This window comes from Psychrobacter sp. CX97 (assembly GCF_057396285.1).
The window spans coordinates 132586-156981 of the sequence record NZ_JBXYJE010000002.1 but is presented as its reverse complement, the minus strand read 5'-3'; the positions used below and the strand labels follow the sequence as shown (position 1 = coordinate 156981).

17 protein-coding genes are annotated in these 24396 nt (G+C 38.1%); 9 read left to right on the top strand and 8 right to left on the bottom strand.

Going from position 1 to position 24396, the window contains the following annotated elements; genetic code table 11:
* Positions 1–18: 18 nt before the first annotated feature.
* A complete protein-coding gene (locus AC2SLL_RS02085; RefSeq protein ID WP_486530020.1) occupies positions 19–831 on the bottom strand; it encodes a methyltransferase domain-containing protein in 813 nt (270 codons plus the stop codon).
* Between the two features lie 356 nt (positions 832–1187).
* On the opposite strand from AC2SLL_RS02085, the gene gyrA reads away from it, so the two are divergent.
* From gyrA to AC2SLL_RS02060, 5 genes are all read left to right on the top strand, one after another.
* Positions 1188–3962 (top strand): DNA gyrase subunit A, encoded by a 2775-nt coding sequence (gene gyrA / locus AC2SLL_RS02080; protein ID WP_486530019.1) that lies wholly within the window; start codon positions 1188–1190, stop codon positions 3960–3962.
* A 144-nt stretch (positions 3963–4106) separates the two neighbouring features.
* The gene (locus tag AC2SLL_RS02075) at positions 4107–4805 is read left to right on the top strand and encodes a glutathione S-transferase (RefSeq protein ID WP_486530018.1); all 699 of its coding nucleotides are present in this window, start codon (positions 4107–4109) and stop codon (positions 4803–4805) included.
* Entirely contained in the window at positions 4795–5016 is a 222-nt protein-coding gene (locus tag AC2SLL_RS02070; protein WP_486530017.1) for a hypothetical protein, read from the top strand. Before AC2SLL_RS02075 ends, AC2SLL_RS02070 begins: the two co-directional genes overlap by 11 nt.
* Positions 5017–5663: 647 nt before the next feature.
* Positions 5664–8252, top strand: coding sequence for an ATP-dependent chaperone ClpB (gene clpB / locus AC2SLL_RS02065; protein WP_486530016.1), 2589 nt, complete (start codon positions 5664–5666; stop codon positions 8250–8252).
* A 345-nt stretch (positions 8253–8597) separates the two neighbouring features.
* A complete protein-coding gene (locus tag AC2SLL_RS02060; protein WP_486530015.1) occupies positions 8598–10226 on the top strand; it encodes a BCCT family transporter in 1629 nt (542 codons plus the stop codon).
* A gap of 244 nt (positions 10227–10470) precedes the next feature.
* Here AC2SLL_RS02060 and AC2SLL_RS02055 read toward each other — a convergent pair whose 3' ends face one another.
* From AC2SLL_RS02055 to AC2SLL_RS02030, 6 genes are all read right to left on the bottom strand, one after another.
* Positions 10471–11250: a hypothetical protein gene (locus AC2SLL_RS02055; RefSeq protein ID WP_486530014.1), complete on the bottom strand. Its 780-nt coding sequence runs from the start codon at positions 11248–11250 to the stop codon at positions 10471–10473.
* 268 nt (positions 11251–11518) lie between these two features.
* Positions 11519–12358, bottom strand: a complete 840-nt coding sequence (locus tag AC2SLL_RS02050) for a MipA/OmpV family protein (protein WP_486530013.1) — start codon at positions 12356–12358, stop codon at positions 11519–11521.
* Positions 12359–12487: 129 nt separating this feature from the next.
* Positions 12488–13234, bottom strand: coding sequence for a rhomboid family intramembrane serine protease (locus AC2SLL_RS02045; RefSeq protein ID WP_486530012.1), 747 nt, complete (start codon positions 13232–13234; stop codon positions 12488–12490).
* A 588-nt stretch (positions 13235–13822) separates the two neighbouring features.
* A complete protein-coding gene (locus AC2SLL_RS02040) occupies positions 13823–15034 on the bottom strand; it encodes an alpha-hydroxy acid oxidase (protein WP_486530011.1) in 1212 nt (403 codons plus the stop codon).
* 567 nt (positions 15035–15601) lie between these two features.
* Positions 15602–17380, bottom strand: coding sequence for an L-lactate permease (locus AC2SLL_RS02035; RefSeq protein ID WP_486530010.1), 1779 nt, complete (start codon positions 17378–17380; stop codon positions 15602–15604).
* Positions 17381–17668: 288 nt separating this feature from the next.
* On the bottom strand, positions 17669–17992 hold the full coding sequence (locus AC2SLL_RS02030) for a glutaredoxin family protein (protein ID WP_486530009.1): 324 nt from the start codon (positions 17990–17992) through the stop codon (positions 17669–17671).
* A 366-nt stretch (positions 17993–18358) separates the two neighbouring features.
* Between AC2SLL_RS02030 and mtgA the strand changes: the two genes are divergently transcribed.
* The 4 genes from mtgA to AC2SLL_RS02010 all read left to right on the top strand — a co-directional run bounded on the left by mtgA (position 18359) and on the right by AC2SLL_RS02010 (position 22892).
* Positions 18359–19036, top strand: coding sequence for a monofunctional biosynthetic peptidoglycan transglycosylase (gene mtgA, locus AC2SLL_RS02025; protein WP_486530008.1), 678 nt, complete (start codon positions 18359–18361; stop codon positions 19034–19036).
* Between the two features lie 471 nt (positions 19037–19507).
* Positions 19508–21697 (top strand): polyphosphate kinase 1, encoded by a 2190-nt coding sequence (ppk1, locus tag AC2SLL_RS02020; RefSeq protein ID WP_486530007.1) that lies wholly within the window; start codon positions 19508–19510, stop codon positions 21695–21697.
* Positions 21698–22115: 418 nt separating this feature from the next.
* Positions 22116–22340 carry a hypothetical protein gene (locus AC2SLL_RS02015; RefSeq protein WP_486530006.1) on the top strand — a complete coding sequence of 75 codons (225 nt, stop codon included), beginning with the start codon at positions 22116–22118 and terminating at the stop codon, positions 22338–22340.
* A gap of 195 nt (positions 22341–22535) precedes the next feature.
* Positions 22536–22892, top strand: a complete 357-nt coding sequence (locus tag AC2SLL_RS02010) for a hypothetical protein (protein WP_486530005.1) — start codon at positions 22536–22538, stop codon at positions 22890–22892.
* A 160-nt stretch (positions 22893–23052) separates the two neighbouring features.
* On the opposite strand, the gene AC2SLL_RS02005 is transcribed toward AC2SLL_RS02010, so the two are convergent.
* Positions 23053–23808 carry a MiaE family protein gene (locus AC2SLL_RS02005; protein ID WP_486530175.1) on the bottom strand — a complete coding sequence of 252 codons (756 nt, stop codon included), beginning with the start codon at positions 23806–23808 and terminating at the stop codon, positions 23053–23055.
* Between the last annotated feature and the right edge of the window lie 588 nt (positions 23809–24396).

Genomic DNA, 24396 nt, shown 5'->3' with positions numbered 1-24396 from the left:
CTAGCAAAAAGTATCAGATCAGCTCGGATTACTTGCTGCTAATATATGTAAGTAGCGTCCTAGCCATTTATAAGGGGCTTGTGTTGAATATTTAAGCTCCATCTCAATGACTGCTTCTGGATTGGTGTGACCCCCTCGTTTGAGCGTAGCATAGTCATGAAACACGCGAAGCCCAGTGACCTGATTTATCTCAAATCCTTCATCTATGAGCCACTCCCGAGCATCTTCATAACTGACGGGATTATTAGGCGTTAAGCTCTTTATATTATCAGATTTAAATTGAGGATTATTTAGCAGGTTAAAATTGCCCATAATCAAGTTGCGATAGACAAAGCTGGCAGGGTTATAAAAACATAAAGACAGCACCCCGTGCTGAGCCAACCATTGGCTAAAAAAAGACATGATATCTTTAGGGTGTCCTAGCCATTCTAATAAGGCATGGCATAAAATGAGATCATATTTACTATCCTTATTATCACTACTAACGAGTGTGCTATCTAGTGTTTGATAAGGGCCGCTTATCCAATGTATTTTATCTTTAATACTTAATCTATCCGCTGTCATTTTGGCTTGGGCGAGCATATTTATTGAGATATCATTTATCGTAACGTCATGACCTTGTGTCGCTAGGCCCAGCGATATCTGCGCTAATCCAGCACCAATATCTAATATTCTAAGTGGTCGATCAAGCTTTTGAGATAAGTCATCCACTACCTGTTTAAGATCTCTTTTTAGAACAGCTAATCGTATCTCTCCTTTTAACCCGCCATATACCTTCTTGGCAAAGTGTTCGGTAATGGGGTCAAAATTCCGATCTTCATTTAAATCCATGGCGTTTCACTCATAAAGGCTAAGATAAGTCGCATCTTATGTTGACTATGAATAGCCAGAGCTGACTATAAATAGCGCTAATGCTAAAGTTATAAACTCTGAGTATAGACCACTTGATATTAATTTGAAGATAAGGATGGATATTTTTTAGATTGTCTTATTTGGCTTTTCAGCAATACCCTATAAGTAAACCCCAGTCAAAGTCCCGCAAAAGATGAAATTATGGTAAAATGTCCTTCTTAATAATCGTGTTAATTCTGCTATAAAAATTTAAAAAAATCGTTTGCAGTTAGCCGCTCTATAATCTTGAAGTGTTTCAAGTTTTTTGGCTAACCTGTTCACATGGAGAGATATGTATGAGTGATTCGGTCAGTCCTATTGCCATCGTAGATGAGATGAAGCAATCCTACCTTGATTATGCGATGAGCGTTATTGTATCTCGAGCGCTACCTGATGTACGAGACGGGCTGAAACCAGTGCATCGCCGTATTATGTATGCCATGCACCAACTGTCAAACGACTACAATAAACCCTATAAGAAGTCTGCTCGTGTGGTCGGTGATGTCATTGGTAAATACCACCCACATGGCGATACTGCCGTTTATGATGCTATTGTACGTATGGCTCAGGACTTTAGTTTACGTTATCCAATGGTAGATGGACAAGGTAACTTTGGTTCTATTGATGATGATCCAGCCGCTGCCATGCGTTATACCGAAGTTCGTATGACTAAGCTGACCCATCAAATGCTGGCTGATCTAGATAAAGACACGGTAGATTGGGAAGATAACTATGATGGTTCTGAGCGTATGCCAAGCGTATTGCCAGCTCGAGTGCCCAATTTATTAGTCAACGGAGCAACTGGTATTGCTGTCGGTATGGCAACAAACATGGCACCCCATAATTTAACAGAAGTTGTGAATGCCTGTTTAGCCTATGCTGAAAATCCAAATATTTCTGGCGAAGAGTTAACGAATTTTATATCAGGTCCTGACTTTCCTACGGGCGGCATCATCTATGGCCGTGCGGGTATTGTTGATGCGTATCGTACCGGTAAAGGTCGTCTTCATATTCGTGGGCGCTATCACATTGAACCTATGTCGGATACGGGTGTTAACCGTGAACGTGAACGCATTGTGTTTACCGAAATTCCTTACCAGTCAAATAAAGCCAAGTTGATTGAGCGTATTGCTGAACTGGTACGTGACAAAAAGATTGAAGGAATCTCTGAGATTCGTGATGAGTCTGATAAAGATGGTATGCGTATTGCTATTGACTTACGCCGTGGCGAAGTTGCTGAAGTCATCGTTAATAACTTATTTTTACAGACCCCACTAGAGTCAAGTTTTAGTATTAATATGGTGGCGTTAGATAATGGTCAGCCCAAGCTTATGACCTTACGTCAGCTTATTGCTGCCTTTGTGCGCCATCGTCAAGAAGTGGTTACTCGCCGAACTATTTATGATTTAAATAAAGCGAAGGCAAGGGGTCATTTGTTAGAAGGTCTGACAGTTGCCCTAGCTAATATTGATGACATTATTCAAACCATCAAAGAGTCTGCAAACCGCGGTGAAGCCCGTGAAAAGCTATTGGCTGAAATATGGGATTCAGGCACAGTAGTAGCTATGTTAGCGGCGGCTGGTCGAGGTACTTTAGAGTCTGGAGACATTCGTTCTGTACGCCCTGATTTCATTGAAGGTGAGGATTTACGTAATCCTTTTGGCTTAATTGATAATGGTAATAACTACCGTCTATCACTCGAGCAAGTTAACGCCATTTTAGAGATGCAATTGCATCGTTTAACAGGTCTTGAACAAGATAAGTTAACGGAAGAGTATCAAGATATTTTACGCCAGATTGCAGAGCTTGAATCCATCCTTGCAGATTTTGATAAGTTGATGACGGTTATCAAAAATGAAATGATCGAGATTCGTGATAATTTTGGTGATGAGCGTCGTACTGATATTGTTGATTCGCGTACCGATTTTAGCCGTGAGGATTTAATTCCTGAGCAAACAGTTGTATTAACAGTATCTCGTACAGGTTATGCTAAAACTCAGCCAGTTGATGAATACGTCGCGCAAAAACGTGGTGGTAAAGGTAAGTCTGCTACAGCGATGAAAGAAGATGATGTGATTGATCATCTGGTGGTAACTTCTACGCATGCAACGGTTCTATGTTTTACCGATAATGGTCGGGTATTTAGCCTGCGTGGTTTTGAAGTACCTATTGCAAGCCGTGGCGCTCGAGGTCGCCCTCTAGTCAATATTATTGGCTTAGATGCTGATGAAGTTGTCACGACTATTTTACCAATTCCAAAAGTGGTTGAAGAGCTACCAAAAGATAGCGAACCGTTATCAGATGATATTGATGAAGAAGGAAAAGTAGCAAACGGTCCTTTTGTCTTCTTTGCCACAGCTAATGGGACAGTAAAACGGGTTGAATTAAAGCATTTTGCTAATATACGCTCAAATGGTCTAATTGCAATTGGGCTTGAAGATGGCGATAAGTTAGTGTCTGCTCGCATTACTGATGGTACTCAACAAGTGATGTTATTTGCCTCAAGCGGTAAGGCCATTCGTTTTGATGAAAATGATGCTAGGGTAATGGGTCGTACTGCCAAAGGTGTTCGCGGTATGCGCATCAGCAAACAAGATATTATTAAATCGTTAGTGGTTATTGAGGACGATGTTAAAGAGATCCTTATCGCCTGCGAAAAAGGTTATGGTAAACGTACACCAATTGAGGAATTTAATGCTCAAAATCGTGGTGGTGGTGGTGTTATCGCCATTAAAACCAGTGAGCGTAATGGATGTTTAGTACGGGCAACTAAGGTAGATCCAGAAGATGATATTATTCTCATCTCTAATAAAGGTACTTTGGTTCGTACACCGGTCGCGCAAGTGGCGATGTCAGGACGAAATACGCAAGGTGTTACCCTTATTCGTTTAGCAAATGATGAAGTGTTGGTTGCGATGGCTCGTGTAGAAGATACTGGTCAAGAAAATGAGCTAATTGAAGCCTTAGCTGAAGATGGTTTACTGCAAAGTGCTGATCAAAAAATAGAAGCTGATATTAACGAGAAGATCGAAGATGAGCTCTCTGATGATAGCGATAGTAGCTCCCATTAATAGACGCTTGTTAATCTGCGCTTGTTAAGATGTGATAGGTAACAGGTTGTTATTAGAGTGCTAATATGTCTCTGCTATGTTCGTGATTGCATTCTAACTGGATGTATAGCACTTTATTTTCAAACTTAAAGTTGAGGTATGCAAATGTCAAAGCTACACTTTCATCATTTAGAAAACTCACGGTCTTTCCGAATTCTATGGCTGTTAGAAGAGTTGGGACTCGATTATAAGTTAACCACTTACGAGCGTACCAAGTCTGGTTTTGCTCCAAGATGCCTTGAACAAGTTCATCTAAACGGTAAAGCACCTATTCTACAAGTTGAGGGGTTAGGGGATGATGGGGAAGTGCAATCACTGGTTGAGTCAGGGCATATTATTGATTATTTGATGGCTGCCTACGATACAGACTATAAACTTCATCCTAAAACAGATCCGATTAGTAAGACATGGCGTGACTATGATTTTTGGATGCACTACGCCGAAGGTTCAATCATGCCTTCTTTGGTTATGCGATTGGTTTTTGCAAAAATTGTTGAACGTTCGCCGACCTTAGCAAAGCCAATTACCAAAAGTATTCGCAAACAAATTGAAGCGTCCATGATCTCTAAAAATTTAGATAAGTCCATGACGTTGGTTGAGCAACAATTGAGTGATACTAAATGGTTTGCTGGCAGTGAGTTCAGTGCTGCTGATATCCAGATGGCTATTGTGGTCAAAGCGGCAAATGCGGGTCATAGCCTAGACAGGGTAACCTATACCAATACGCTAAACTGGTTAAAGCTTATTGAAGCACGGCCAGCCTATCAAGCTGCTGTAACAAAAGGGGGCGGGCTTGAGTTCTAAAAATTCTAATGCCGCACCTTTATCTTTCAAGCCACAAGAAAAGCCTGAGATACTTAAGTCTTGGAGACCTAAGCTATTGGTACTATTGCTTTGTGGAGTTAGTTTCTATGCAGGATGGCAGGCCAGTCGTTCCTATTTGGTTAAAGAATGTTATGGTGCTGGTGGACAAGCAAGTGTCAAAAACTCTTTAGTTATTTGTCAGTTGCCGTAGAGCGTAAACTTAATTTGTTAAAAGTTTTTATATAGTGAACCCCATGGGGGTTCATTTTTTTTTGAATAATATTTACGCAGTGCCATGTTATACATTAAAAAATAGGAGGCTGTTTATTTCTGTCATTGAAGTCATAAAAATTCGATCGGCTAAAAATGGCTATATGACGTTCAAAGCCTATTAAGTTTTTGGCTAATATTTCACTATTCTCACTCCGTTATGGGTTAGAGAGAGGTTTGGTAAAGAAATTTAGCTATAGGGTTTTCATCTGCTAAGGCTAAGCTTGAAATTGAACAATAGATAACCATTATTAAACTAGCAACTATTTAGGCTAAGGTATCTAAATTCTGAATATTTAAATAGAGTCAAATAGTAATTAGGCGAATGACTATATAGTTACATTAAATTCTTGACAAAATAAATAAATTTTGAATCTCACTTGAAATTTTAAGAGTTAAGCCACATATATATAACAGAACAGAGCAACTTATTGCAAAAGCAGGTAGCAAACTAATGAGTATGTTTTTGTAAAAGTTTACCTAGAAAGTTAAGCAATATTTTACGTTAGATGATTGTGCCTAATCACTACTTACTAGATAAGTTGTCTCATATTTGAACATAATACTAATTATTAAAAGGATAAATCCATGAGATTTGATAAATTTACCCAAAAGCTTCAAGCCGCAATACAGCAAGCCCAAAGTTTAGCGATTGGACGAGACCACACAGGTATTAGCCCAGTACATTTAATGGCAGCGCTTCTTGAAGATGAATCTAATATATCGATCTGCCAACAAGCGGGCGCTAGTGTACCTGCTCTCAAAAATGGTGTGGCTAAAGCACTCGATAACCAAGCAACACTCAATAACCCTACCGGTGAAGTTAACCTTAATGCAGATGCAGTTAAGGTTTTGAACTTAGCAGATCGTCAAGCGCAAAAAGCGGGTGATGACTTTATTGCCACTGAATGGGTGTTATTGGTATTGTCTGAGCAGGGCGAAACTAAAAAGATATTCGCTGAGGCAGGTGTCACACCTGAAAAATTAAAAGCGGTTATTGAGCAGCTTAGAGGTAGCCAAACAGTGAATGATCAAAATGCAGAAGAGCAGCGTGATGCTTTAAATAAATACACGATCAATCTGACTGAACGTGCTGAGATGGGTAAGCTTGATCCGGTAATTGGCCGTGATGAAGAGATTCGCCGTACCATACAAGTTTTATCGCGTCGTACCAAAAATAACCCCGTGTTAATTGGTGAGCCGGGTGTCGGTAAAACAGCCATTGTTGAAGGTTTGGCGCAAAAAATTATTAATGGCGATGTGCCAGAAGGTCTGCGTAATAAAGAAGTATTGTCACTTGACTTAGGGGCGTTAATTGCAGGCGCTAAGTTCCGTGGCGAGTTCGAGGAGCGTCTAAAAGGGGTATTAAACGACCTCGCTAAGCAAGAAGGCAATGTCATTTTATTTATCGATGAGCTGCATACTATGGTAGGTGCAGGTAAAACTGACGGAGCGATGGATGCAGGTAATATGCTGAAACCTGCACTGGCTCGTGGTGAGCTACACTGTGTGGGGGCAACGACCCTTGATGAATATCGTAAGTATATTGAAAAAGATGCTGCACTCGAGCGTCGTTTCCAAAAAGTATTGGTGGATGAGCCATCGGTTGAAGATACCATCGCTATTTTACGGGGATTAAAAGAACGTTATGAGTTGCATCATGGGGTAGATATTCAAGACAGTGCCATCATTGCAGCAGCTCGTATGAGCCATCGCTATATCACAGACCGTAAATTGCCAGATAAAGCGATTGATTTAATCGATGAAGCAGCTAGCCGTTTACGCATGGAGATGGATAGTAAGCCTGAAGCTTTAGGTAAATTAGATAGTCGTCTTATTCAGTTAAAAATGCAGCGTGAGGTGCTTAAAAATGAAGAAGACGCTGGTGCTCAAGCAGAACGCAAAGTTTTAGATGAACAAATCGAAGAGCTTGAAAAAGAGTATGCTGACTTAAACGAAATCTGGCAAGCTGAAAAAGCACTTGTTAAGGGCAGTCAACAGCTAAAAGACGAGCTTGATAAAGCCCGTATTGCTTATGAGAAGGCGAGCCGTGAAAGCGACTATGAGACCATGAGTAAGCTGCAGTATGAAACTATACCGCAGTTAGAGAAGCGTATTACTGAGTCTGACCTTGCAGAACAAAAAGAACAATCAGGCGAGGGCAGTGGCATTAAGCTGTTACGCAATAAAGTAACCGATAATGAAATTGCCGAAGTAGTGGCGGCTGCCACAGGTATACCTGTAAGCAAAATGCTACAAGGTGAACGCGATAAGATGCTAGCTATGGAGGAAAAGCTTCATGAGCGTGTTATCGGTCAAGATGAAGCGGTGCAGTCAGTAGCCAATGCGGTACGTCGTAGCCGTGCAGGGTTATCGGATCCAAACCGTCCCTCTGGTTCGTTCCTATTTTTAGGGCCAACTGGTGTTGGTAAAACTGAGCTTACTAAATCATTGGCAAACTTTTTATTCGACTCAGAAGATATGATGGTGCGTATCGATATGAGTGAGTTTATGGAGAAGCATAGCGTCAGTCGCTTAGTAGGCGCGCCTCCAGGTTATGTTGGCTATGAGGAAGGTGGGGTGCTTACAGAAGCGGTTCGTCGTAAGCCATATAGTGTGATCTTATTTGACGAGGTCGAAAAAGCCCATCCAGATGTGTTTAATATACTACTTCAAGTGCTTGATGATGGTCGTTTGACAGATTCGCAAGGTCGGGTAGTAGACTTTAAGAATACAGTGATTATTATGACCAGTAACTTAGGTTCGCACAAAATCCAAGAGATGGCAGGCGATGAATACGAAGAGATTAAAGCGGCGGTAATGGAGTCTGTCGGTCAGCACTTCAGGCCAGAGTTTGTCAATCGTATTGATGAGATTGTCGTGTTCCATCCATTAGGTATGTCACAAATGGCGGGTATTGCTGATATTCAAATCGATCGCCTACGTAAGCGTTTGCAAGAACGTGAAATGAGTATTAAATTGTCTCCAGATGCTATGCATAAGCTTGTTGCAGTGGGTTATGACCCAGTGTATGGTGCGCGTCCACTTAAACGGGCAATTCAGCAGAAAATTGAAAACCCGTTGTCATTAAAGCTGTTAGCAGGCGATTTTGTAGCGGGCGACACAATTTTTATTGATGTAGATGATAATGACGATTTGACATTTAGCAAAGCTTAATAGTTCACTTTTAATTTAATCCCTTTACATGCCAATGCATGTAAGGGGATTTTTTATGAGTATCAAATTAAAATAATTCTACTGAAGCAACCACGCCACAACTTTGGCCAAAGAGTAATTATTAAGTTTTAGTGTATAACTCATAGGAAGATTTATATATTAAATCCGAGCCTGATATCAATACAGATTCTTGGTATAGCTCAATTAAAATATGGTCTATTTAGATAGATTTTAGCTAATATTAGAATTAACATTGTTTAATAAATTTAACTAATTCCATATATTTATTTGATAATTAAGTGACAAATTGTTAAGGTCGTGTTTCCAAAATTAATAGGAGTATTTATGAATCACGTCAAAGTCGGCCGCTTAGGGCCATTTCCACGGGTTAGTAAGCCTGTTTTCATTATTTCAAGTATTCTTATTATTGGTTTTATCATCTTTGGTTCCCTCTTTACTGAACAAGCTGGTGCCTTATTTAGTTCCTTGCAAAACTTTATCACAACGACATTTGGCTGGTTTTTTATTATTTTAGTCAATCTAGCCTTGGTCGTGTGCATTTATTTGGCGATGAGTCGCTATGGTGATATTCGCTTGGGTCATCAAACTGAAACACCTCAATATAGTCTTTTATCCTGGATTGGGATGCTGTTTTCCGCAGGTATCGGTATTGGATTAGTGTACTGGGGTACAGCGGAGCCCTTGTATCATTTCATGGCACCTCCACTGGGCGAGCCGGAAACTATAGAAGCAGCCAAGCAAGCTATGAATATCTCATTTTTGCATTGGGGCCTTCATGCTTGGGCTATCTATACAATCGTCGCATTGTCATTGGCTTATTTCCATTTTAGGCGTGGTCTACCCTTATCTATTCGTTCAACGTTATACCCTCTTTTAGGTCAAAAAATTTACGGCCCGTGGGGGCATTTTGTCGATATTTTAGCGGTATTTGGTACTATGTTTGGCGTTGTTACCTCTCTAGGCTTAGGGGTAATGCAAATTAACTCAGGTTTAGAACAATTATTTGGTGTACCAAATTCTTTACCAATTCAGTTCGCTATCATTGCTTTTATTACCGTTTTAGCTGCTGGCTCTGTGATGATGGGTCTTGATAAAGGGATTAAGCGTTTAAGTAATGTGAATATGAGTTTGACGATTATTCTCTTGACCTTTATGGTAATACTGGGGCCAACTCTATTTATTTTTGACAGCTTTATCGAGAATATCGGTAACTATCTATCAGTGATTATTCCGTTAGGCTTTTGGGGTGAGTCATATAGTGGTACGGATTGGCAAAGTAGTTGGACTATCTTCTATTGGGCTTGGTGGGTTAGTTGGTCGCCATTTGTTGGTGTGTTCATTGCTCGTATCAGCCGTGGCCGTACCATTCGCGAGTTTATTTGGGGTGTCCTATTAATCCCGATGACAATCTTATTCTTTTGGTTTACCACATTTGGTGGTGTGGCTATAAACATGGAGCTTTTAGGCGATCCTGGTTTAGTCGCTGCTGTTCAAGCAGACTCAGGTAGTGCAATTTTCCGTTTAGTTGAGAGCTATCCATTAGCAAAACCTATAACTTTTCTAATCGTTATCATGATTGTGCTATGGTTTGTTACCTCATCAGATTCAGCCAGTTTTGTTATAGATATGCTTACTGCGGGTGGTGATATTAATCCTCCAAAAATTCAGCGTTTATTTTGGGCAACAACGGAAGGCTTGATTGCTGCTATATTATTAGCAGCTGGAGGCTTATCAGCGCTTCAAGCTGCTGCGATTGTGGCTGGCTTTCCCTTTGCGATGGTCATATTGGTAATGATGTATGCGTTAGTGCGAGGCTTAGGTCGGGATAAATTGATTTTATATAGGAATCAAATACGTTTTATTACTGATGAGTCTGTTGAACATAATTCAGCCAATGAGTTTGTGGATGAGGATCTTCTAAAAGGCCCTCCAAAAATTGTCAAAGGGGACTAATTTTAATTATGAATACGCTATTAAATTTAATTGATAGTCGCCTTAATCTATGAATCGAACCTATTAAAATTAAAGTTAATAAATAGAATCCGATTAATAAAAAGCCCTCATAAATTAATTATGGGGGCTTTTTTGAGTTTTATGTATAATCGCCAATTAACTATTCATAAACTTATATACTATTCACAACTAGTGATAACTAATGAAGTTTTATCCTTCTTGACTATTTACCCTTCTTGACTATTTACCCTTCTTGACTAGGGGTTACTGCATCACTAATAGGATTTAACGGCCCTTTCATAAGTTCAGGCTCATCATCTGGAGTAATGATTTCTTCTCCGCTCTTATTCATGAGCAAATTACGAACATTGATTTGCGTTTTTAAAGTCAATTGCTGCTCTTCAGTGACTCCATAGTTAACCTGTACTTTATGCAGCGTGCTCATGATTTTTTTATTCTTTTTTAGCCATCGGCTTATATCTAAATACAATATGTTATCTTTAGAGCGGGTAATATTTATTTTATTTAATATCATAGCCAGCGGGTCTTTATGCAAGACGCTGTGATAGAACCAAATAAATAGTTTGATACCAGTAAGCTTTATAAATGATTCACAACGTAATTTTATAACATCCGTATTGGTTTGTTGAGCAAAGACAAAACGTTGTACCTCTTTATCAATCTGGGCATGCACCAGTCCAAAATTTGCCGCTACTTCTGCATATATACCGGCAGCATCGATAGTGCAATATAGTCTAAACCAATCATCGTGAAGTTCAATACGTAGCTCAAGGATTTGTTTAACGTTTTGCGTTACAAACTTATCTAGTGCAGCATTTAACTGTTCTTGGCTAACAGGAATGGGGAACTCATCATCAACCGCATTTGTGGCTTTATCATACACTGAGGTTAGCTTGCTACTAACTAATGACCAAACATCCGTGAGACTAAATTTCATATTATCATCGTCGTCGTTATATGCTTGGTTAGGCATGACGTTATTAGATTGCTGGCTGTGTGGCACGAATCACCTTCTTAAGTATTAAAGATTTAATAGCAGTGGACTCATTATAATATAGAATGACTCTTTTTTTTAAATAAAGAGCTTACCTTTCCAAGAAATAAATTAGCAATGACAACCCGTTAAGCCCGCATAGGTTCTTAAAGTACAAAGTGAGACCATCAATACAAATTTAGAGCATAAATAGGCCAAGCCAGACTTAGAGTCTGGCTTGGCAAAATTAGAGGATGTAAAGAGGTGTCATTGGATTAAATCAAGCGTTCTTTATTATTTAGAACTTATACAACACACCTATTGTAGTACGATAGGTCGTACGGTTATCTACCATAGGGCTATCGGCTTGTTCATCCGCAAGGTAACCAACTCTTTGACCCAAAGATAATATCCAATCTTTGTTAATATCATAAGTGGCATTAAGATTTATATATGGGCTGATGCTTGAATCCGCCTCATATTGCTTAATTCCCGTTTTGACAGACTCTTTTTCAGAAACTCCAAAATAATAGTCATTGTAAGTATCATTCGCCCATTCTACCCCTACGCTAGGATATAACGTTAAATCCCCAGTCTTATACCTTGTGGCTAAAGACAATTTCGCAAGCGTTCCCTCGCTATTTCCAAGAATATCGGTCTCAATTTGCCCTTTAATCGCACCATAGGGAATACGGCGCTGATAGCTAATGCCAGCCATACCAGACCATTCACGTTCGTCTAAACCGCTAAAGGCACCTTTTGCATCGTCTGGATCAAATTCATAGCCATTAGGTTGAAAATAGGCAGCAACTTCATTTTCAGAGTTATTGATCAAGTAGCCGCCCAATTGGCTACCTCGTGCATACACTTTATCGTTATCATAAATTAGACTGGGTAGGACTTTGACAGCTGTATCATCAAGGTCGTAAGGGCTACCAAGTGCCATGACACTGAGACCTGCATTCAAGCCTATTTTATCATTAGACGAAGATTCCTGTGTATTTGCTTGAGCCGCTCCTACAGATAATAAGGCTATACTGGTAGTAAGCAACGTATGGCGAATAGACTTGCGAATCGGCATTTTCGCTAATATAGATGACGGTATATCAGTAATACTCGAATTGTTTAATTTGTTCATAATATTGCTCATTCCAATTGAAAATAAATAACTAGGGTCGCTAATTTAAAGGTTAGTTTTAACCAGTTGTTTTAAAACGAAGGTTATTACTACTAATGCGTGCGTATTAAGTTGATGATATTATTTAAACTATATCCCTAACTGTAGATGCAAGTCCAGCCATAACCAATAAAAAATTAAAGTTACTAATAAAAAGGCAAACCAAGGCATCGCTTTGAGTAAAGGATGTGCTTTAGTAACAGAAAATCGGTAACCCAATAAAATGAAAATAGTTAAAATAGCACCGGTCAAAGCGCCTCCAATATGACCTGCGTTATCAATGCCAGGAACAGCAAAGCCATATAAAAGATTTATACCCATAATAAATGCTAAGCTTTTCAACTGGCTTCGGTCCCCAGTCTTAGGTAATTTAAGTAACGTGTGTTTGAGAAGCTCGACTATGAGTAACGCCATGCCAATGCCCATAATCCCACCGGATGCACCAGCCGAGATACCCGGAATACCGTCCGTATTAATGATTTTCCACCAAGTGACATAACTATTTAGTATATTGCCACCAACAGCAGATAATATAAATAATAGAAAAAATTTTACTGAACCAAAGGTAACTTCAGCAACCTGACCAAAGTAATACATGGCAAAAGTGTTGAATAATAAATGCATAAAGCCGATGTGCAAAAATGCACTGGTTACCAAGCGCCATGGCTCGTATCCTAATGTATAGGGTAGGGCGTTGGCTCCCCATGTGATAAGAGACAGACTGCTAGGGCTATTTATATCAACCCCTGTAGCTACTTGGAGTATAAATAGAGCAACAAAGATTATAAGTAGAAGGGTTGTAATCGGAGCTCGGCGGAATAGTATTTGTAAATTCATAAGTTATGTTTGTGGCACATAAAGTACTCATTTTAGCATAGGATCATGCAACATAATGAACAGTTGTAGAGTGTATTAAGCTTGGAAATATAGAGTTGATAGGGCGGCGATAGAAGTTTTAATATAAAACTGCAATAATGCAATACAAGTAACAACTGCAAAAAACCACATTAGACTAGGGTGTGCCCATTTACATGAAATTACGTTTTATAGGTTAAAAAAGGCTAAATTTGCATCAAACATAGGGTAATTTCTAGCTAATATGATACTGTTTTTTCGAAATCATTCTTGTTTGACGCTAACGTATATCATTGTATCCTATTCCTATAATCCTATAAATGAGGACACGCCCTAGTGATTAGTATGATTCGTCTGTCTCACTACGCTAGTTTTGGGTAGTGTAGCAGTTAGCAAACGTAGTAAGTGTAGACACTTAATATAAGTAAAGACACTTAATATAAGTAAAGACACTTAATATAAGTATAGACACTTAATATAAATATCGACACTTATACAATATAACTAGACCGAGAAGTCAGAAGTTATGTGTAGAAGTTACCCATCTTTTCAGCCTCTTTTTTAGATACATTAACCCCACCGAATCGTGTCAATCTTAGGGGGTGCAGACTTAAGCCCTTCGTAGGATCCTCTGACTAAGATATCGGATGTGACATTTTGTATGTTTGTATGGCCACAGAATGCCATAGTGACATCGCACTCTTTGTAAATTATTTCAAGAGCACGGCGAACACCATCCTCTCCGTAAGCACCTAGACCGTATAAAAATGATCGGCCAATTAATGTACCTTTAGCACCTAAGGCTATTGCTTTGAGTACATCTTGACCTGAGCGAATACCACTATCTAACCAAATTTCGATATCACTATCTTCAGCTTGCACAGCTTGTACAATATCAGCTAAAGCTGAAATAGAGGAGGGAGCACCGTCTAGTTGGCGGCCACCGTGGTTGGAGACTACCATAGCATCTGCACCACTGCGAGCGGCCATAATAGCATCCTCCGGCTCCATGATGCCTTTGATGATAAGCTTACCACCCCACATCTCTTTAATTTCTGCTACTTGATCCCAGTTTAAACCGGGATCAAATTGTTCTGCCGTCCAAGCAGATAGGGAAGAAACATCCGTGACCCCTTTTGCGTGACCAACAATATTACCAAAAGTACGACTTTTAGCGCCTAACATGTTGTAGCACCATTCAGGCTTTGTCATCAGGTTTATAATGTTCTTAATGGTGGGTTTTGGCGGTGCGGTTAATCCGTTCTTAATATCCTTATGGCGCTGCCCCAACACTTGTAAATCGACTGTTAGAATAAGGGCTGAACAGTTTGCATCCTTAGCACGCTTGATAAGGTTTGCCATATATTCTTTGTCACGAGTCACATATAACTGAAACCAAAAAGGATTATTAGTATATTCAGCTACCTGCTCGATTGAACAAATACTCATTGTAGAAAGTGAAAATGGCACACCAAATTTTTCAGCAGCACGAGCAGCATGCATCTCACCATTTGCCCACATCATGCCTGTAAACCCAGTTGGTGCTATAGCCACAGGCATTTTTACATCGTGACCAATCATAGTGGTTTCTAAGCTTCTGTTCTCCATATCAACTAATACACGCTGACGCAGTTTAATACGGTCAAAATCAGTCTCATTATTACGATACGTTGTTTGAGTCCATGATCCAGAATCCACATAGTCATAGAACATACGGGGAACTTTACGCTCAGCAACAACGCGTAAGTCTTCAATTTCCGTCATTTTAGATAAGTCTTTCATGATTTTCTCTCACTTTAACCTTATTTAATGGGTTCGAATTATATAATAAACCTTTGGTAGAGTTAGGGCGTGTCAGAATTTACAAGAACTAGAATTTTACGGTTTAAAACGGGTTATCTTCCCGTCAAACAGGGTCTGATTTTTTAGCCAATATGCTTATGCATGCTTCTAAACCATTTGTGTTTAATGACACTCTATAATCAATCTTATTTTTACACTTCTAATCTAAATGAGGATATCCCTTAATTATAATTCTATATGCACTATGGCTATAGCTATATTAGCAATAGAGCCAGTTAAACTATGATAAGAGGTAATCAAAATAAAAATGTACTTCCAAGATGCCTATGCAGCTAAGTTAGTTCAAATGCTTTATAGCTAGAGGTTATTAATTATAGATACATATGTATTTATTCTAGATAATGTATTGAACTCTTTTAAAATGAATATATATGTAAAATAAGGCGAAGGATGATGATGCAGTTTCATAGATTAATAAATAAATTTAGATGTTTATTAATAAAATACGTAATCGAAACTGCATCAGGGTTACTCATCAAGCTTCCGTTATGAGCTTCCGTTATGAGCTTTAGCTTTTGTAAACTTGCCAGATAATGACATGATTAATAAGAAGGATAATGGCCATGCAATAGCCAGAGTCCACCAAACTATATTACCAAATATCACAGCCATGCCTAAGAAACCAGCTTGAACGACATAATAAATCATAGCAACTAGGGTTTTACGTATAACGTAGCCCTCTTTGTTAATTAGACCTACTACAGCACAGGCTGCAACCACATTATGCACTGAGATCATATTACCGGCAGCACCACCAATGGCTTGTAAGGCAACTACTTGTGCAGCAAGATCAGAACCTAAGCCAATTTGACTCGCAGTTGACCACTGGAAGTATGAGAACATCATGTTACTTACCGTGTTTGAACCGGCAATAAATGCACCCATAGCCCCAATCCAAGGAGATACCAATGGCCAAGTGTTTGCAAATGCATTACTTGCACTTTCAGCCAACATTAGTGGCATTGCAGGGAGTGCAGTTGACAGCTCAGATGTGGCACCTGAGTTGATAAATACTTGTACCATAGGAACAGATAGCAGTAAGGCAGGCGCTGCTGCAATCATAGTTTTGCCAGAGTTTGACCAGCTACGCTTGATAGACTGCTTGTCCATCTTATAAATCCAGATGCACAACAATGAGGTAATCAGCAGGATACTGCCTGGCGAATATAAAAGTTGAATCTTACTTGAGATAGTGGTGCCAAATAAGTTTGCAAATTTAATGGTTGCCATATCGCCAACTAAAAAGGCTTTTAATGGTGCAACGACACGGGTAATGATAAGTAACAATATAACAATGACATAAGGAGCAAAGGCTCTTACAACAGAAAATCTAGGGGCAACAGTGTCATCATACTTCTCTTCTTGTAATGATCCTAACCACTCTTTATCCCAATGTGCTCTTGGACCAAAGTCAAAAATCTCTTTAGGCATTAAGAACCCACGTTTTGCAGCTGGAACAACGATCAATAGACCGATAAAACCACCCACCAAAGAAGGGAATTCAGGCCCTAAATATTTAGCGACTAAGAAATAAGGTACGGTAAAACAAATACCTGCAAATAACGCAAACGGCCAAATTTTTAACCCTTCAACAAATGACCTTTTCTCTCCGAAGAAACGAGTTAAAAAAGCACTTAAAATTAGGGGGATTAAGACACCAATCAGTGCATGGAATAAACCAACATTACCAGTAATTAAAAGTAGGTAATCAGCAACAGTAGAGGGCTCAATAGCTTGAGCTAAATCTTCTTTGTTATCAATACCAGACCATACGCCAACTAATAAAGGCGTTCCAACAGCCCCAAAAGATACTGGTGTAGACTGGATGATAAGAACTGTCATTACAGAAGCCATAGCCGGGAAGCCAAGGGCTAATAATAAAGGTGCACCAACTGCGGAAGGTGTACCAAATCCAGATGAGCCTTCAACTAGAGAACAAAACAACCAAGCGACTATGATTGCTTGAACACGCCTGTCAGGGGATATATCCATAAATCCCCTGCGTATAGCGATAACAGCTCCACTTTCTTTTAAGGTATTGAGTAGTAAAATAGCCGTAAATACAATAAATAAAATAGTTAGAGCAACAATAATTCCGTTGGTTGTTGCTGCTGCAACTTGAGCACCACTAACATTCCATACAAATAGAGATAATGCCGCAGTAACTATATACGCAGCACCCATAGAATATTTAGCGGGAAGCCTCATTACAACAAGTAGTAAAAAAACAATTAAGATAGGCATTAATGCCAGAAATGTATACATATAACTTCCTTGTTTAATTTTTTAAACAATTTTTAGAATCGTCGAAAAAATGGTCATAAAGTTACAATACTTAACCATTTAAAAAATCACTAAGAAATTGCTAAAATTTTTAGCAACTTATTAGTAAAAGAATATAGCAACATGAGTCGAGTATTAGAAATAAAAAGGTTAAGTAGAAACTGGGAGTTTAGGACAACTTGATCTAAAAAATTTGGATAGATTCTTTAAATTACATAGCGTCATGAAACAAGTTTATTTCATAAATATAGTGTAAGTAAATATTTAATTTCATTTTTTTGTAATGTAGCAAATGTAGTGACTTAAGTCAGCCACTGAAAATGGATAACCAACAACACAATTTGGGAGGAGTAATACTGGAATAATGTCGGTAAAATCGCTCATTAAATCTTCATGCAAATCAGTAATATCCACTTTAATAACTTGAATAGGATATACGGTAGAAAACTGGTTCAACGTCTCTTCTGCATTATCACATAAGTGGCAGCCTAAAGTGCCGAGTAATACCCATGTGTTTTTATCAAAATGGGGTAAATTAAGTTGCTGTGCAACTAGCTGTCGTGTTTTTTCTATATTGTTAACAATACTTTGCAAAATATTCATCCTTTAATTCACACGGTGTTAAGAGTATAAATAGTCTCAACTTTTGAGTTTTGTAGGTTTAACATTAGAATTTTTAGGTGCAAAATTTGCTCGTCTTGAAGCTCTACAGTGGCTTTGACTTAATAACTGATGTCGTAAAACTCTTGGTCAAAACTCAATAAGTATTACTATCTAACATATTATGCTTTAAGTTATGTAGCTTGTAATAGTTCACCAAATTATTATAGGCTGAGCGAATAAGTGATGGTTGGTCTTCATTATTTTTCGCTTGCATTAAATATCTAGATCGTACTACCAGTTATTGCTGTGTTAGTTTATCATTGATTAATTTTTAACCGCTAGCTGAGTCAAAAATTTATGACGGTCATATTTACTTTTTTCAGACGTATATTTTGGGCACTACTATTATTGATACTGGCTTTTTATTTATTAGTAGGTAGCCTTCTTGTTGTGTGGAAAACGCAGCCTATTAACAATAGCATGTTTATGATTTCTCATCGTTTAAGTGGCGGCAATGTATCACAAACATGGGTTGATTATGAAGGCATTGCAAAATCTGCCAAGCAGGCAGCAGTCGCCAGTGAAGATGCTAAGTTTCTCAATCATGATGGCTTTGATATAGAAGGCATAGAGGCCGCGATGACAAAGAATGAACGTTCAGGTAAGTTATCGGCTGGTGGCTCTACCATTAGTCAACAACTTGCCAAAAACCTTTTTTTAACATCGCACCGTTCTTATGTACGCAAAGGGGTTGAGGCGAGTATTACTTTATTGATAGAGATGATATGGGATAAGCGGCGTATTTTAGAAGCTTATCTGAATGTTGCAGAGTTTGGCGAGGGTATATATGGTATAGAAGCCGCCGCAGAACATTACTTTAATAAGCCAGCTAGTAAGTTGAATCGCAATGAGTCTGCTTTACTGATTAGTATGTTGACTAATCCAAAATACTATCAACAACATATGAATGCTAAGCGATTACGAAACAAGCAGCGTATCGTAATGCGGCGTATGAGTGCAGCAAGTATTCCATAACACCTTTAATGAATATAAGCAGGCTACGGTAAAGATAGAGTTTAGGATGGGAAGGGCCCTCTTAACAGTTTAGCATCAACGAGCGAGTTGGCTCTTGAGTTGGCTCTTAATTTAGATATTAGAGTGTGAAGGTTGTGACTTTTATAAGAGTACTGTTTGTATTGCCATTTTATTGGATTTTGTTGAGCGTTATTAAATCGTCATATGTGGATGTTAAACTGAAACTATGTCAATAATGACCATGCGTCTTAATATATTTTATATTAGCTGAGTAGATATCATCAAAAAGTAGATACTATAAAAGTTGCTATGAAATTTTTTTATATATTTTGCCTTAATTAATTTAATGACATAGTAATTCTCATATATGAAAGTCATCATACTGCTCTTAATTAGCGTTATAGAAAGCCTTACAGCCTAGATTTTAAATGAAAAACCGTAAATAAATTTTATAAGAATACTGAGGAAGTTATGACAAATACATCATTATCAAAGTCTGCATCGAATTCTAATAAATTGTTACCTATCAAAGCCGAAGACCAAGCATTGACTCCTCTAACCACAATAGATTGGCAGAAATTTGAAGATGGATCGTACTCGCCAAACAGTTATATTAATCGTGAATTATCTTGGTTAGAGTTCCATAAACGGGTCTTATCTCAAGCTATGAATCCGCGCCATCCTTTACTTGAACGTCTATTCTTTTTAATCATTTTTTCATCGAATATGGATGAGTTTTTTGAAATTCGCGTTGCGGGCTTATTGCAAAATTTAAATCACGATAATATAGGTTTAGGGTCAGATGGCATGCGCCCTAGCGAGGTGCTACGAGATATTGCTGAACAAGCCCATACCGCCATTGAAGAGCAATACCGTATTTTAAATGAAGATATTCTACCTGCACTGGCTCAAGAAGATATTCGTTATTTGAAGCGAGACGAATTAAATGCTAAACAATCTGCGTGGATGAAAGAGTATTTTCTTGAACAAGTGATGCCCGTACTTACCCCTATTAGTATTGATCCCGCCCATCCGTTTCCACGTTTAGTGAATAAAAGCTTAAATTTTATTGTTAGCCTTGAGGGTAAAGATGGCTTTGGTCGAGATATTAATTTAGCTGTTGTTCCCGCACCCCGCAGCTTGCCGCGTGTTATTCGGCTGCCTGATGAGCTAACTGGTGGCAAAGAGCATCACATCATGCTTTCGGCTGTGATTCATGAACATGTAGGTAAATTATTCCCAGGATTATCAGTAACAGGTTGTCATCAATTCCGCCTAACACGCAATGCCGACCTTGAGTTGTCTGATGATGTAGAAGATATTGCTAAAGCACTTGAAGGGGAGTTGGACAATCGCCGGTTTGGTGAAGAGGTGCGTCTAGAGGTAACTACTAATTGCCCTAAACATATTAGTGACTATTTACTCGCAGAATTCGACTTACATGATAATCAGCTGTATAGAGTCAATGGTCCAGTTAATTTAACCCGCTTATTATTTGACTTTGATGTACCAGGACTTCGCTACCAGCCCTTCTCACATGCTATACCCAAACCATTTAGACGTGAGTCATTTGAAAAAGGCGAGAGCATGTTCTCAGTGGTTCGCAAGACGGATGTTTTGTTACATCATCCTTTTGAATCGTTTAACCCAGTGGTTAATATGGTGCGTGAAGCGGCTAGAGATCCTAAAGTATTGGCAATTAAACAGACGCTCTATCGCTCAGCAAATAATTCTGAATTGGTTAAAGCGTTAACGTATGCCGCCAGAAATGGTAAAGAAGTAACTGCCGTTATTGAGCTGCGTGCTCGATTTGATGAAGCGTCAAACATTGAGGTAGCCAATGTATTGCAAGATGCAGGAGCTGTGGTTGTTTACGGTATCGTCGGTTATAAAACGCATGCGAAACTGTTGCTAATTGTGCGTCGTGAGGACAATAAGATTCGCCGTTATGTGCATTTAGGTACGGGAAATTATCACGAAGGCAATGCCAAAGCTTATACAGACTACGGTCTGTTTACTGCTGAGCCAAACATCACTGAAGATGTGCATAAAATATTCCAAGAGTTAACCGGCATGGGTAAACCCGCTAAAGTTAATAAATTATTGCACTCTCCGTTTACCATGCATGATAAATTCATGGCATTTATTGACGACGAAATTGCTCATGCTAAAGCAGGTAAAAAAGCCCACATTATTGTTAAATGTAATGCCCTAACGGAGAGAAAGTTAATAGATAAACTTTATGATGCATCACAAGCGGGTGTCAAAATCGAATTGATTATGCGTTCTATGTGTTGTTTGCGTCCGCAGGTAAAAGGCCTGTCTGAAAATATCACGGTTCGATCGGTAGTTGATCGCTTCTTAGAACATACTCGTGTTTATTACTTTTATAACGATGGTAATGAACGCTTGTACTGTGGGAGTGCTGATTGGATGAGTCGTAACTTATTTCATCGTGTGGAAGTTGCATTTCCTGTTGAAGATAAAAAGTTATTTAAAAGAGTATATGAGGATGGTTTATTGAGTTACCTGAAAGATAATGTCCAAGCATGGGAGCTCAAGGGTAATGGCTCTTGGGAGCAAGTAAAGCCAGCCAAAGATGAAACGCCTTTTATTGCTCAAAGTTATTTACTGCATAAAATTAATGGTGTATCTCAGTGAAATTTAGTTAAAATAACAGATCTACCTTTAGTTATAAAAAAGCAACTTTTACAAAGTTGCTTTTTTATAAACATAAATTCACACAATGCTACGTCAAACCAATAGTTGAAAACTCAGTTGGAATGTAATCTATCAATAATAAGTACAAAGCTTATAAAGGTAATGCAAATCAAGTTAATTCATTATTCGATATAAGATTGTCTACCTATCTACTCTTTGACCTACTCTTTGACGTTTATTGACTATACTAAAGCTGGTTAAGGGTTATAGATTATCTATAGATGCTCATCGAGAATATTTAATGCTTTGATGTTTTAATTAAAAATGAGATTTCATACCTTAAAGGTCATCAATTCATTTTCCTCAAATAATTGAGGCGGAAATAATAGAGTCTGTAATAATAAAGGAGCGAATTAAAATGAACAATGATATAGATAATAAACAAGATGCCACTGAAAACCAATCAAGCGACTCAGATATAGAGTCAGATATTAAGAAAGCAATTAATGATATTGAACCTAGTAAAATTGAGAATAATTTGAATAAAGATTTAAATGATAGTGATTCGAAGGTTAAGCCTGAGTCTTTATCTAAAGAAGAGAAAACACAATTTATAGATGAATCACTGCGTACCGATAAGTAATGTCATATGTCATATAAACTTGTTATTCAACTAATTTGTAAGGGCAATGACTCTTACAAATTTTAACACTCAATCACGTATATATAGCCATGAATATATAGCAATAAGCCTATTCGAATAATTCTCTGGATAGGAAAAATTATACAGACAACACTTAATAGTTATTTTAGTAGATTAATTCAAAAGGATATTATTATGGATACCAAAGATCCCCACCTTACTAAAACCTTAAAAGATAGCTCTATGAGTCACTCCGATAATTTATTAGATAACGACAGCACGCATCTGAATACTGACTCAAATGTTAAAGGTAATAAAACCGTGGATGCGGGTATTATCAATAGTGAACATGTCAATGATGGCGATAATCCAGCACGCCAGCCTGACCGACGAGACCAACAAGGTAATGCCTTCGATGAGGGTGTAAATGAATCTTCATCACAGGTAGAAAACATCGCAAGTGCGAAAATTAATGATAAAAACAAATACAGTTCAATTAAAAACGCTCAGACCAATGCGCTATCTACTGACAACACCCAGGTTGATAAATAATTCCATGAATAAATGGTCAAGAATGTTACTGTCTTATTTTTTAAAGATAGTATCTATCTGAATAGCATCTATCTGAATAGTATCTATCTAAAAGGCGTTACAGCACTGGCTTTAAAATATTCTATCATTTATAACGTTCACATATCTATAAAGCTAAGACTTAATTTACTGGTACGCCACTATGAAATCTGAATTCATTATCAGGGCTAGTTATAAGCTCTGCTTCAACTGTCCGAAAAAATTTAATACGTTCATCGACATTTAACGTTTCAGCAGAGGTGTTTATACTTCCGTTAGTAGTTTGCTTTAAGTTGTGATAATTTATTAAAGCTTTATGGCCAGTACCTTGATTACCATTATTGGCAGAACTAGTAGGTATATTTCTGGATGCATTATTTACTGTCAGTGATTTAGCCAGTGAGATGTAATCCTCAAAATGACGACTCTCCGATTTCAACAGATATCGATAATATTTTGCTAGGCGTTCGTCCTCAATGACTTCGCTTAATACATAAAATCTCTCACATGATCGAGCTTCAATAAAGGCGCCAATAATCAGAACGTCAATCATAGCAGCGGGCTCATAGGTACGCTTATGCTTTAACAAGCCCTTTGCATAGCGACCAGCTGGTAGGTGCTTCCAAGGTTGACCCCGTTCTTCCATAATGCCGATGACCTGTTCATAGTGCAGCATCTCTTCTCTTATAAGTTGTGCTAATTTTAATTGTAAATTACGATCGAACTCATATTTAAATACTAAGTTCATAGCAGTACCTGCTGCTTTTTTCTCACAGTTAGCATGGTCTTGGATAAGCGTAGGAATGTTTTCCAGAGCCTTATCTACCCAAGCTGTAGGAGTTTGCACACCCAAAAAATCGTAAATGTGAGAAATGTCTGTTTGAGTTGATTGACTCATCGTATTTATGGGCCTTAGATTATCAGGTGTACTATGCTCAATATTTTTAGGCACATGAGGCTTATTGAATATGCCATCTGGTAATTGAGTAGATTCTAACGGTTGACCGATTGGGGGGGATGGTTTTGACATTTAGAGCCCTGACTAATAGTAAATTGAGGATGAAAAACGAGAATAAATAATAGTTATAGTTGGAGTTTATTCTAACAAATCTGAATTTACTGTTTTGGACTTATTGCTTGATAGCGAATTTAGGTTTATATCTCTATGAATATTTTATATATACCTATTTTATGTGTTTAGTATTTATATTTACCAATTTAATCTAACCGCTATCAAGTCGGTCAAAAACAGTAAACATCAATTGAATAAACGACTAACATTTTCTTAAAAAATACCATATTCTTGTATATTTAATTCATTGATAGTACTATTAAAATAACTATTTAGAACTACCATACCAATCTTTGATAAGACTGAAAAGTCATAAGTTTTACCACTATTACTACGGACATCTCTTGTCAATATAACAGTCATCATTCAATTTGTTTATTAACAAATTTATTCACTAACCAAAGGTCATATAGT